This window comes from Pricia antarctica (assembly GCF_900101815.1).
Lineage (GTDB): Bacteria > Bacteroidota > Bacteroidia > Flavobacteriales > Flavobacteriaceae > Pricia > Pricia antarctica.
Genome location: NZ_FNAO01000006.1, coordinates 213,666 through 225,813, shown reverse-complemented (window position 1 = coordinate 225,813; position 12,148 = coordinate 213,666). Strand labels below are relative to the sequence as shown.

Below are 12,148 nucleotides of genomic sequence, written 5' to 3'. Positions count from 1 at the left end.
AATAATACCCTAAAATCAACTAATAGGCCATCCCAGCTTTTATTTTCAAACTGATCTGAATGAGCTCCCAAGAGATAATTCTTACAAATAGAATAGAAATAATACAGGCTTCGGGGTATTTTCGTTCAATTGAAAGCGAAAATATTAATTTAATTTTAAGAAAACAAATGAATTCCACCAAATGCCCATTTTCTCTAGTAACTGCAAATCAAGAGAATAAACGAAAAGGAGAACTGAAGATAATTCATCCGGTTCAGCGTGACAAAAACCAGGTGCTTCGCCATTCTTCCACCCAGCTACGCATAGCTGCACGAAAGGAAGTTTTCAAATATGCAGTGCCCTATCCCCAGTAGCTGCAAGGGCCGCTTCTTTGACTGCCTCGGCGTAGGTAGGGTGCGAATGGCTCATTCTCGAAATATCTTCCGCGGAAGCCCGAAATTCCATGGCGGTAACGGCTTCGGCAATCAGATCGGCACAACGGGCTCCGATCATATGCACGCCTAAAACCTCATCGGTTTTTTTGTCGGCCAATATTTTAACGAAACCATCCAGGTCCATACTCGCCCTTGAACGGCCCAAGGCGCGCATGGGGAACTGTCCGGATTTATATTCGATGCCTGCTTCTTTCAACTCCTCCTCCGTTTTGCCGACAGCGGCCACTTCGGGCCAAGTATAGACCACGCCGGGAATCAGGTTGTAATCGATATGCGGCTTTTGGCCCGCCAATTGTTCCGCCACCAAAGTTCCTTCCTCCTCGGCCTTGTGCGCCAACATGGCACCACGGATGACGTCGCCGATGGCATAAACGTTAGCGGTCGAAGTCTGCAAATGTTCATTGACCTCCACTCTACCTTTGCCGTCGATTTTTACCCCGGCAGCTTCGGCATTCAAGCCATCGGTATATGGGCGACGGCCAACGGAAACTAGGCAATAGTCTCCCTTGAACTCCACTTCCTCGCCCTTTTTGTTGTCCGCTTTAACAATAATCTCGTCCCCTTTTCGCTCAACGGATTTGACTTTGTGCGATAGATTGAACTTTACCTTCTGCTTTTTCATCACTTTCATCAATTCCTTCGAAAGTGCGGCATCCATTGTGGGAATGATACGGTCCATAAATTCGATAACCGTCACCTCGGCACCGAGACGCTTATAGACTTGGCCCAGTTCGAGTCCGATGACTCCGCCACCGATTACGATCATGTGCTTGGGAATCTCTTTTAATTTTAAAGCTTCGGTCGAAGTAATGACCCGCTCTTTGTCCAATTCGATAAAAGGAAGATTTGAAGGTTTACTTCCGGTAGCAATGATAATATTCTTTGCCTCAATAGTTTCTGATTCACCATCGCTATTTATGATATCGATATGGGTCTTGTCCTTAAAACTCCCCAGACCTTCATAAACCGTAATATTATTTTTCTTCATCAAAAACTTGACCCCATTGCAAGTCTGATCGACAACGGACTGTTTTCGAGCGATCATTTTTTCCAGATTGACTTTAATCTCCCCGGGAATGTCGATACCGTGCTCTTCGAAATGTGTAACGGCATCCTCGTAATGGTGAGAGGAATCCAGCATGGCTTTTGAGGGAATACAGCCCACATTGAGGCAGGTACCTCCCAATGTGCTATACTTTTCGATAATCGCGGTCTTCATTCCCAATTGTGCGCAACGGATTGCCGCTACATAACCCCCAGGGCCCGAGCCGATAATGGCTACGTCGTATGAACTCATAATCTTAGCTTTTGTTGAAGGACAAAATTAACACTATTTTCCGGTTTCAAGGCAAAATCCCAAACACGAAATCTTTAACTCTAGAGTGGATTAAGGGGTTAAGACCCATCCATATCAACTCGAGCGCAATTAGTAAACTTATCGAAGTAAAACCGAGAGGCCAGCATTCAAATATCCTGCCTTGTACTAAATGTAAGCCGCCTAGCGTTTTATACTAGGAGAATTAGGTTTAACCAAGCCTATGGCCTATAGCGAAGGGCGAATAGCAAAGGGAAGTTGCACAAACGTATCCAAAATCGTAATATTACCACCTATAGAATCCAACTTTTTATGAAAGGTCCTAAATCAAGCGAACATCGCGAAAACGAACATATTGTGGAGAATAGGGAGTTGAGCATCTGGGAAGCCCTGATTCCCGTAGTAGCCCTTGTAGGCATGTTGGCTTACAACGTCTATGTTTTCGGTGATGACGCGTTAAGCGGCTCCAACCAGTTTATTTTACTGATGGGCGGAGCGGTCGCCGCTATCGTTGGCTTTCTAAATAAGGTGTCCTATGAACAAATGTTGGCCGAGGTCGAAGAAAACGTCAAATCCACCACTGGGGCCTTGTTAATTTTATTAATGGTGGGCGCGCTGGCCGGCACTTGGATGATCAGCGGTGTCATTCCCGCCATGATCTATTACGGACTACAGATTTTAAATCCCACCATATTTTTGGGTGCCTGTGTAGTCATCTGCTCCATTATTTCAATAGCCACCGGAAGCAGTTGGACGACCTCGGCGACTGTTGGTATAGCTCTGATCGGTATTGGAGATGCGTTGGGCATATCGTTGGGTATGACCGCCGGTGCCGTGCTATCCGGCGCGTATTTCGGAGATAAACTTTCTCCGCTCAGCGACACCACGAACTTGGCACCCGCCATGGCGGGAGGTGAACTTTTTGACCATATACAATATATGCTCTACACCACGGTACCTACCATTATTGTGACCCTCATTGTATTTGTGATCATAGGCTTGAATATCGACACGAGCGGAACAGCGGATATCCATTCCCTTTTAGCCTCCATTGATTCGACCTTCACCATTAATGCGTGGTTGTTTATCGTACCCACCGCTGTTATATTCCTGATCGTAAAAAAGACTCCCCCCCTGGCCGCCCTGTTGATCGGCACTTTGTTGGGAGCGGTCTTTGCACTAATTTTTCAACCCGACATCGTGGCGGGAATTACAGGAGCTGATACACTCACTTTCGAATCGGGCTATAAGGGCGTGCTAAACGCCATAACGGTAGAGACGGCCATACCAACCGATAACCCGGTACTAAATGATCTGTTCTCCGCTAAGGGTATGGCAGGAATGTTGGGCACCATATGGTTGATCGTTTGTGCGATGGTCTTCGGAGGGGTTATGGACGGCATCGGTGCCCTGGACCGAATTACCAATTCGTTATTGGCGATGGCCAAAACGACATTTGGACTTTTTGCAAGCACTGTGGGGAGCTGTTTGGCATTGAACGTTACCGCCTCCGACCAATATCTCGCCATTGTCGTGCCCGGGAAAATGTTCGCCAAAGCCTACAAAGACAGGGGACTTGCCCCTGAAAACCTGAGCAGGACCTTGGAAGATTCCGGTACCGTAACCTCGGTATTGATCCCTTGGAATACCTGTGGTGCCTATCACAGCGGTGTTCTGGGCGTACCGACTGTAGATTATGCCTTTTTTGCCATCTTTAATTGGTTAAGTCCCATCATGACCCTGATATTTGCCGCTTTTCACATAAAAATCAAGCAGTTGGCGTCTAAGAAGTCGACTTCCAATAAAAAAAAGAATTCTCGCCAAGATGGATTTTAAATCCATTTTTCAGTATAAAAGGTGGCGCTCAATAAATTTATGTAAAGGTTCATGGGGTCCATCGATTCTTGATTTGAATACATCCAATACGATCATTTAACGTAAATATTTTATAATTTCCCCATCCACTTATTTTTCATAATTTCACGCTTCACTTTAACACAAATAACATGGCGACAATAACCTTAAAGGGCAACAAAGTACATACAACGGGCAGCCTGCCCGCAACCGGAAGCAAGGCTCCCGATTTTGAATTGACAAAGACAGACCTATCCCATGCTTCACTTTCAGACTATTCAGGTAAAAAAACAGTGCTGAACGTATTTCCCAGCATCGATACCGGAACCTGTGCGCAATCCGTTAGGCAATTCAACGAAAAGGCCGCGAAATTAGACAATACGGCGGTGTTGTGCATTTCTAAGGATCTACCCTTCGCCCAAGCCCGTTTCTGTGGTGCCGAGGGTATCGAAAACGTCGAAATGCTATCCGATTTTCGCGACGGGAATTTTGGTAAGGCCTATAATCTTGAATTTTCCGATGGTCCACTACAATCTTTGCTTTCACGGGTCGTTGTAGTGATTAACGAGAATCAAGAGATTGTCTATACCGAACAGGTACCCGAAATCGTCGACGAACCTGATTATAAGGCAGCTCTAGAAGCCATTACCAATGCCTAAAGAATCTTTTTTACGAAATCGTATAAAAAGTGTGGGCTTCGCATTACGCGGGGCCCTTCTTTTGATTCGTACCGAACCTAGCATTAAAATACAGGTCGTTCTGGCCATTTTGATGACCGCCGTCGGTTTTTATTTTGAAATATCCAACACAGAGTGGATTTTACAAGTACTTGCCATCTCACTGGTAATCGGTATCGAAGGGGCCAATACGGCCATCGAAAAAATATGCGACTTCATTCATCCGGAATTCAATAAGCGAATAGGCTTTATCAAAGACGTGTCCGCAGGGGCCGTAATGCTGGTCTCCCTAGGAGCTATCATTGTGGGGCTTATCATCTATCTCCCCAAAATATTTTAAAGCGGCGATTCACCATCCGGCTCCTTCCCCGACAAATTCGTAATTTAGCCCCCTGAAATAGAAAATTCCTTAAAAAGATAGATGGCAAAAAAGGCACGAAAACCAAAGCCGAAAACGAAGAAGAAAGGCTTTTCCCTACAATTATCCAAGCAGAACAAAATTATTTTGGGCAGCCTTTTGATATTGCTCAGCATGGCCCTGTTTTTCTCGTTCGTCTCCTTTTATTTCACATGGCAAGACGACCAAAGCCTTTTGACGGAGTTCGCGGATAGAAACGAAGAGGCTAAGAACCTGCTCAACAAATTCGGGGCGAGCGTCAGTCATTTTGTGGTCTATAAAGGTTTCGGAATAGCCTCGTTGATACTTACGATATTGCTCTGTGTAACGGGACTTTATTATTTCTTGAGCCTTGAGAAAAAAGGACTGTTTAAAAAATGGATCTGGGGCTTGATCTTTATGATATGGATTTCCATCGCTCTTGGTTTTCTCGCGGATACACAACCCTTACTGGGCGGTTTGGTCGGCTATGAAATGAACGATTTTTTACAGGATTATACAGGAAAGATCGGCGTTTTTCTACTATTGCTTTTCGGATTGACCTTTATCCTAGTCCGATTTTTTGAGTTTACGCCCGATGGGATAGCCCGTTTTTTCAAGTCAAAAACAGCTTCCTTGTCCTCCGATTTAAAAGGAAGTTCGCAAACAAAGGCCGACGCGATACACTCGGATGACATGCTATTGAGTAACGAAAAGGATGCTCCCTTAACCATCGACACCTACACCCATAAAAAGGATATTCCGGCGCTTGAAAAAGAAAAGCAGGCCAAAGACGATTTTGAGGTCACCGTTCCCGTTGAGGAAGAAACTGAAGAGTTGGCCATGGAGGTCGAAAAAATCGTAGAAGAAAAGGAGGAAAAAGACAACACGGCGGACAAGCTGGTCGCCGATTTCGGGGAGTTCGATCCGACCCTTGAACTGGGCAGCTATAAGTTCCCCACTATGGACCTCTTAGATCCGCACGGGGTAACCGGCGGAATCACTATCAATCAAGAAGAATTGGAGAACAACAAGAATAAAATTGTTGAAACCCTCAAGAACTACAAAATCGGTATTGCGCAGATCAAAGCAACCATCGGCCCTACCGTGACCCTGTACGAAATCGTACCGGAGGCGGGCGTCCGTATTTCGAAAATCAAGAACTTGGAAGATGACATCGCCCTTTCCCTTGCCGCACTCGGTATACGTATCATTGCGCCCATTCCCGGAAAAGGCACCATCGGTATCGAAGTTCCCAATAAAAATGCCACAGTCGTTTCGATGCGTTCCGTCATCGCGTCGAGCAAGTTCCAAAAGGCGGAAATGGAATTGCCCATCGCCTTTGGCAAAACGATCAGCAACGAGACCTTTGTTGTAGATTTGGCCAAAATGCCGCACATGCTCATGGCGGGAGCGACCGGGCAGGGAAAATCAGTCGGCCTGAATGCCGTATTGACATCCCTACTCTACAAGAAGCATCCTGCGGAGGTAAAATTCATTCTTGTAGACCCTAAGAAGGTTGAACTGACGCTCTACAACAAAATTGAACGCCACTATTTGGCAAAGCTACCCGGTTCCGACGAGGCCATTATAACGGACAATACCAAAGTTATCAATACCTTAAACTCCCTTTGTATCGAAATGGACGACCGTTACGAGCTGTTAAAGATAGCCATGGTCCGGAATCTTAAGGAATACAATACCAAATTCAAGGCAAGGAAACTGAACCCCAACGACGGACACAAATTTTTACCTTATATCGTATTGGTCATCGATGAGTTCGCCGATCTGATCATGACCGCGGGGAAAGAGGTAGAAACGCCTATTGCCCGTTTGGCCCAACTGGCACGAGCCATTGGCATTCATTTGATTGTTGCCACACAGCGACCTTCGGTCAACGTGATAACGGGTATTATTAAAGCCAATTTTCCCGCCCGCATCGCCTTTCGGGTTACCTCGAAAATCGATTCCCGCACCATTTTGGATGCACAGGGCGCCGACCAACTGATTGGACGTGGTGACATGCTATTTACACAAGGGAATGAGGTGACCCGTATTCAATGTGCCTTCGTCGATACACCCGAAATCGCGAAAATTACCGATTATATAGGCTCGCAAAGAGCATATCCGCAAGCCTATGAGCTACCGGAATATTCCGGGGAGGATTCTGGCACAAACCTTGATTATGATATAGCGGACAGGGACGCCCTTTTTCAAGAGGCCGCCGAGGTCATTGTCATAGCCCAACAAGGTTCGGCATCCCTTATCCAAAGAAAACTGAAATTAGGCTATAACCGTGCGGGACGCATTGTCGACCAGCTCGAGGCTGCGGGAATTGTCGGTCCGTTCGAAGGCAGTAAGGCGCGGCAAGTGCTAGTGCCCGACCTGGCCGCCTTGAATATGTTGTTGAGCGAGGAGCTTAAGTAATTGCCGTGAGGTGTGTTTAGCGGTAAGAAGTTGTGGTACTTGCAAATATCAAATGGATTATAAATAAAAAAAAACAAATAAAACAATGAAAAAATTATACTTCATAATCTGTATCCTACTAGTTTCGGCAACTCCAACCATGGCACAAAGCTCAGGTGAGGCCAAGGCTTTGCTTGAAGAGGTGTACAGCAATGTCAAAAGTTACGACAATATCGTAATTGATTTCAAATACGTGCTGAACAATAAAGAAGCGGGTATTAACCAAGAAACCCGGGGCAATGTTTCCCTCGAGGGCGAAAAATATGCAGCCGATCTTTTCGGGGCGCAGCAAATTTTTGACGGCACGAAGGTATATACCATAGTACCTGAAAACAAAGAGGTCACCATCGAGGACAAATCGCAAGATGAAAATGCGCTGACCCCGGCCAAGATGCTCACCTTCTATCGTGAAGACCATAATTACGAGATTGGGGAACTAAAAACAATCGAGGGGAAAAAAATTCAGTACGTCAAATTGACCCCAATGGACACTGATTCCGAGACAAAGTCCATCTTACTGGGTGTCGACGCGGAGACCAAGAATATTTATCAGGTCATAGAAAAAGGACAGAACGGCACCACCACAACGTATACCGTTAATTCTTTCAAAACCGATCAGCCCTTGTCGAAAACCTTGTTTACTTTTGACGAGAAGAAATATGAGGATGATGGCTACTATATTATTAAGAATTAAATTTTCTTTGGATTAAGAGTAAACATTCCGTTTAAGTTGATTACCTATCCAATAACAGTATAAAACGCTTTACGCGATATGGAAAAACGTATAGCTGTCAGCGAATAGCGAATAGCGAATAGCGAATAGCGAATAGCGAATAGAAAAATTCGAATAAGGATTTATTCCAAAACTGGTTCAGTGTCAAAAATTTCTTCTAATTTTTAAGATTGTAAAATTGAGAATCCTAGACCGGTACATTTTATCACGATTCCTGTATAACTTTCTCAGTTCGTTCGTGATACTGATGTTTATTTTCGTCTTTCAGACCATCTGGCTGTTTATTGACGATTTTGCCGGCAAGGGGCTGGACGTGGTGATAATCGGCAAGTTTTTTTTCTATATGATACCCAGCCTTACCGAAAAAGTTCTTCCCCTAACGGTCCTGCTCGCCTCCATTTTGACCTTTGGTACCTTTGCCGAAAATTACGAGTTTGCCGCTATGAAAGCCTCCGGTATCTCGTTACAGCGCTCCATGCTTCCCTTGATTGTTTTTATGGTCATTTTGGGAGGGGTTACCTTTTATTTCGCGAATAACGTAATTCCCGCTTCCGAACAAAAAATCTACAATATGCGGCGTAATATCGCCAAGGTCAAACCCGCAGCGGCCATAGAAAAGGGAGTTTTCAGTGATTTTGAGGGGATGAGCATCAAGGTGGAAGATAAATATGGCGAACAAGACCGGTTTTTAAAGGATGTCATCATCCATCAGAAAACGGCAGCAAATGTAAATAGCACGGTCATCAAGTCGAAAACGGGGGAATTGATCAGTAGTGAGGCCTCCGATGTTATCCAATTGGTGCTACGGGACGGTCATTATTATAGGGATATCGCGACTAACAAGGCTGCGGATAAGAAAAAGCATCCTTTTGCCAAGGCGAATTTTAATATCTATAGGATGAACATCGAAATCCCAGAAATGGATATGGATCTTGAGGAAGAAAATGTATCCAACCGAGAAAAGATGAAGAACGTTTCCCGCTTATTAAAGGATATGGATTCGCTGGAACAGGATAACCGCCGTATCGTTGAGGCATTTTCGAAAAATATCGTGTACCGTATGGGCGCCTTTGCACCTATTGTCCAGCGCGACACCTCATTGACCCACAAAATACAACAACGAAAAAAAGATTCTCTGGCCCTAATCGCGACCTCGTTAGATTCTACCAATGTGTCTCAAACTAATGGCAATACGGCGGCCGTGGTACCATCCGACATCCCAGCCCCAAACCTTGAAAAAGAGACATCCAAAGCACAAAAAAACATCGTCGATCTTTTTCAGGATTGGCAAAAGTTACAGCTGATGAACACGGCAAAAAATTCCGTTACCAACCTATTGACCTCCATAACTGGAAAAAAAATGGAGCTGGACAAGCGGTACGAAATCCACAGAAGGCATATTTTTTCATTACACGATAAATACGCCCTGGCATTTTCTTGCATCATCCTGTTTTTTGTAGGTGCACCCTTGGGCGCTATCATACGCAAAGGTGGTATCGGATTGCCCATGGTAATCGCCGTTCTTCTATTTTTGGCCTATTATTTCTTGGGGGTCTTTTCTGAGAACTATTCCTATAAAGGAAACATCAATCCTATTCTGGGTGCATGGCTACCTTCGATGATAATGTTACCTTTGGGTGTTTATTTGACCAAACGCGCCACGGCGGACAAGGGCATGATGACTTTCGGAAATGGCTTGGACCGCCTGAAAAGGCTTTTTACTAAAAAAGATAAAAATGCTACGGCATAATCGTCGATATGAAGAAAGAAATTTTGCTGAACACCATAGAAGAAGCCATACCCGATATTCTAGATGGGAAAATTATCATAGTAGTCGATGACGAAAACCGCGAGAACGAGGGCGATTTTATTGCGGCAGCAGAAAAAGTGACGCCCGAGATGATCAACTTTATGGCCAAACATGGCCGCGGTCTCATCTGCGCACCGCTGACCGAAGACCGATGCAACGAGCTTGGCCTCGAAATGATGGTTCGAAACAACACCGTTCTGCACCAGACCCAGTTTACCGTTTCCGTCGATTTGATCGGACAGGGCTGTACTACCGGAATTTCCGTACACGACCGCTCAAAGACGATTTTATCGCTCGTTGATCCGAATACAAAGCCCCATGATTTGGGGAGACCGGGACACATTTTTCCCCTACGCTCCAAAAATGGCGGCGTTTTAAGACGTACGGGGCATACTGAGGCAGCCATTGATTTGGCCCGGTTGGCAGGGTTGCAGCCTGCCGGCATTTTGGTGGAAATCTTAAACGAAGACGGCACTATGGCACGTCTGCCACAACTGGTGGAAGTAGCCAAAAAATTCGATCTTAAGATTATATCCATCGAAGATTTGGTTGCCTACCGAATGAACCACGATTCACTCATCAAAAAGAAAGAGGAATTCGATATCGAGACCCGTTTCGGGAAATTCCGTCTTCACGCCTACCAACAGACTACGAATAATCAAATACATATCGCCCTGACCAAAGGGAGTTGGGAAGCAGGTGAACCCGTCCTGACCCGTATCAACGCTACTTTGGTAAACAATGATATTTTAGGCACATTGACCAACAATCCCGATAAAAAATTGGAGGACATGTTCAATGCCATCAACGCCGCCGATAAAGGAGCTTTTGTTTTCATCAATCAAGAATCACAGTCCCTCAACCTCTTGAACAGGCTTTCCGAACTCAAGGAACTTCAGCAAAAAGGCATCTTCAAAGCCCCAAAAATCGATATGGATACCAAAGACTTTGGGGTCGGCGCACAGATTCTGCACGATATCAATATCTCTAAAATCCGGTTGCTAACAAATTCTACGCAGACCAAACGGGTCGGGATCGTGGGGTATGGGTTGGAGATTGTGGAGCAGGTAGGATATTAGGGTTGAGACTTGAACCCTGCCCGTTGATTTCCTTTGAACGCATACGAAGACAAACGTTCAGGGTGATGCGGTACATCCATGTTCCGATGGCAGTATCACTGTTAAAACTGGACATGGATTTCCAAATATTGAAAAGTACTTCCTGAAAAAGGTCTTTGGTACCGCTAGCATCTTTTGCGTATACGAAGCAGCTTTTGCTGATTTTGTTACCCTGCATTTAGAAAGATATCTTCAAACTCTTTGTCCATATTTGCCACTTGTCTCTACACTATTGGTTACAAAAAGGTTTAAAATATGACAAAAATTTAGAAAAATTGAAAACAAAGGCTTGGCCAAAGGTGAATTTAGTTCAAATTGGCAAAAATCAAAATTTAGGTGGCACTTTCCCTTATTTTGTCTGATTCAGACAACTAAACTGCGATCAACTAAAAACCAATGGGTTTTGTTTCCGACTCAAAGTCGACTAACGTCCGACCGTTTGGCCCAAGGCCATATGCAGATCGCTTTACGCTTTTTTTTGCGTGCGGCGTATAGCGCAAAGCGAACAGCAGATCAAACTAAAGTGTTCGCCTAAAGGCAAGGAATTTTCTCTCAGAATGATTTATTAAAGTTTCCTAAGCCAAATATTCCTGAACTGGGTTTTGTTGCCGTGGTCCTGTAGGGAGATAACATCGTCGCCATGGGCTGAGGGGTAATTATGCAGTCCGATATAATAGGTGTTGCCGTTGATGGTCGTATTGTTCTGCACCAAAACGCCGTTATGCAACACCGTAATCGTTGCGGGGGTGTCCAATTGGCCATCGTCCTTAAAACGGGGTGCGCGGTAGACCACATCGTAGGTATTCCATTCTAGGGGACCTCTCATGGCGTTGACCAAAGGGGCTTTATCTTTGTAAATACTGCCGGCCTGTCCGTTGCGATAAGTTCGATTTTGATAGGAATCCAGTATTTGTAGCTCGTATCGGTTCTGTAAAAACAGACCACTGTTGCCCCTACCCTGGCTCTCGCCCTCTACCTTGTCGGGGGCACTGAATTCGATGTGCAGCTGTACATCCCCAAATTTCATCTTGGTCTGGATGTTTCCAGAACCGGGTACCACTTCGAAATGGTCGTTATCGACTATTTTCCAAGGGGCCGCTGAAGTACTATCCTTAGAGCTTACCCATTGGTCAAAATTAGTTCCATCGAAAAGTGTAATGGCGTCGGACGGGGCATCTCCCAAGGTTTTGGCGGGTTCCACCACTGTCACTTCGGGCTCCCAAATCTCGGTCATTTCCGGTTTCATGGGCATGGGGGATACTTCAGGTGGCGTACCTGAATGCTTTTGGGCGGTTACTGCGGATACTGCAAATACAATTGCGGTCAAACTTGACCAAAGTGTTCTTGATTTCATGTTTGTACTGA

The 12,148-nt window shown here is 45.1% G+C and carries 10 protein-coding genes; 7 read left to right on the top strand and 3 right to left on the bottom strand.

All coding sequences use genetic code 11. The annotated features are described in order from the left end of the window. Positions 1 to 324: 324 nt before the first annotated feature. Entirely contained in the window at positions 325 to 1,731 is a 1,407-nt protein-coding gene (gene lpdA / locus BLT07_RS13020; RefSeq protein ID WP_091869351.1) for a dihydrolipoyl dehydrogenase, read from the bottom strand. A 330-nt stretch (positions 1,732 to 2,061) separates the two neighbouring features. On the opposite strand from lpdA, the gene nhaC reads away from it, so the two are divergent. The 7 genes from nhaC to ribB all read left to right on the top strand — a co-directional run bounded on the left by nhaC (position 2,062) and on the right by ribB (position 10,744). Continuing rightward, positions 2,062 to 3,585, top strand: coding sequence for a Na+/H+ antiporter NhaC (gene nhaC, locus BLT07_RS13015; protein ID WP_091869907.1), 1,524 nt, complete (start codon positions 2,062 to 2,064; stop codon positions 3,583 to 3,585). A 170-nt stretch (positions 3,586 to 3,755) separates the two neighbouring features. Further along, complete coding sequence (tpx, locus tag BLT07_RS13010) at positions 3,756 to 4,262, top strand: thiol peroxidase (protein ID WP_091869348.1); 507 nt, start codon at positions 3,756 to 3,758, stop codon at positions 4,260 to 4,262. After that, entirely contained in the window at positions 4,255 to 4,620 is a 366-nt protein-coding gene (locus BLT07_RS13005; protein WP_091869344.1) for a diacylglycerol kinase, read from the top strand. The genes tpx and BLT07_RS13005 overlap by 8 nt, the downstream gene beginning before the upstream one ends. An 81-nt stretch (positions 4,621 to 4,701) precedes the next feature. Further along, a complete protein-coding gene (locus BLT07_RS13000) occupies positions 4,702 to 7,083 on the top strand; it encodes an FtsK/SpoIIIE family DNA translocase (RefSeq protein WP_091869342.1) in 2,382 nt (793 codons plus the stop codon). 85 nt (positions 7,084 to 7,168) lie between these two features. Further along, a complete protein-coding gene (locus tag BLT07_RS12995) occupies positions 7,169 to 7,816 on the top strand; it encodes an outer membrane lipoprotein periplasmic chaperone LolA1 (protein WP_091869340.1) in 648 nt (215 codons plus the stop codon). A 286-nt stretch (positions 7,817 to 8,102) separates the two neighbouring features. Then, positions 8,103 to 9,605 carry an LptF/LptG family permease gene (locus tag BLT07_RS12990; protein WP_245726550.1) on the top strand — a complete coding sequence of 501 codons (1,503 nt, stop codon included), beginning with the start codon at positions 8,103 to 8,105 and terminating at the stop codon, positions 9,603 to 9,605. An 8-nt stretch (positions 9,606 to 9,613) separates the two neighbouring features. Continuing rightward, entirely contained in the window at positions 9,614 to 10,744 is a 1,131-nt protein-coding gene (gene ribB / locus BLT07_RS12985) for a 3,4-dihydroxy-2-butanone-4-phosphate synthase (RefSeq protein WP_091869336.1), read from the top strand. On the opposite strand, the gene BLT07_RS21740 is transcribed toward ribB, so the two are convergent. Both BLT07_RS21740 and BLT07_RS12975 read right to left on the bottom strand, forming a co-directional pair. Next, positions 10,677 to 10,961 carry a sigma factor gene (locus BLT07_RS21740; RefSeq protein WP_091869334.1) on the bottom strand — a complete coding sequence of 95 codons (285 nt, stop codon included), beginning with the start codon at positions 10,959 to 10,961 and terminating at the stop codon, positions 10,677 to 10,679. The genes ribB and BLT07_RS21740 overlap by 68 nt on opposite strands. A gap of 387 nt (positions 10,962 to 11,348) precedes the next feature. Beyond that, positions 11,349 to 12,137 carry a 3-keto-disaccharide hydrolase gene (locus BLT07_RS12975; protein WP_091869332.1) on the bottom strand — a complete coding sequence of 263 codons (789 nt, stop codon included), beginning with the start codon at positions 12,135 to 12,137 and terminating at the stop codon, positions 11,349 to 11,351. Between the last annotated feature and the right edge of the window lie 11 nt (positions 12,138 to 12,148).

What these genes read in the sequence shown, in the direction of transcription:
- lpdA (WP_091869351.1), bottom strand. Translation starts at nt 1,731, where the DNA reads ATGAGTTCATACGACGTAGCCATTATCGGCTCGGGCCCTGGGGGTTAT.
- nhaC (WP_091869907.1), top strand. Translation starts at nt 2,062, where the DNA reads ATGAAAGGTCCTAAATCAAGCGAACATCGCGAAAACGAACATATTGTG.
- tpx (WP_091869348.1), top strand. Translation starts at nt 3,756, where the DNA reads ATGGCGACAATAACCTTAAAGGGCAACAAAGTACATACAACGGGCAGC.
- BLT07_RS13005 (WP_091869344.1), top strand. Translation starts at nt 4,255, where the DNA reads ATGCCTAAAGAATCTTTTTTACGAAATCGTATAAAAAGTGTGGGCTTC.
- BLT07_RS13000 (WP_091869342.1), top strand. Translation starts at nt 4,702, where the DNA reads ATGGCAAAAAAGGCACGAAAACCAAAGCCGAAAACGAAGAAGAAAGGC.
- BLT07_RS12995 (WP_091869340.1), top strand. Translation starts at nt 7,169, where the DNA reads ATGAAAAAATTATACTTCATAATCTGTATCCTACTAGTTTCGGCAACT.
- BLT07_RS12990 (WP_245726550.1), top strand. Translation starts at nt 8,103, where the DNA reads ATGTTTATTTTCGTCTTTCAGACCATCTGGCTGTTTATTGACGATTTT.
- ribB (WP_091869336.1), top strand. Translation starts at nt 9,614, where the DNA reads ATGAAGAAAGAAATTTTGCTGAACACCATAGAAGAAGCCATACCCGAT.
- BLT07_RS21740 (WP_091869334.1), bottom strand. Translation starts at nt 10,961, where the DNA reads ATGCAGGGTAACAAAATCAGCAAAAGCTGCTTCGTATACGCAAAAGAT.
- BLT07_RS12975 (WP_091869332.1), bottom strand. Translation starts at nt 12,137, where the DNA reads ATGAAATCAAGAACACTTTGGTCAAGTTTGACCGCAATTGTATTTGCA.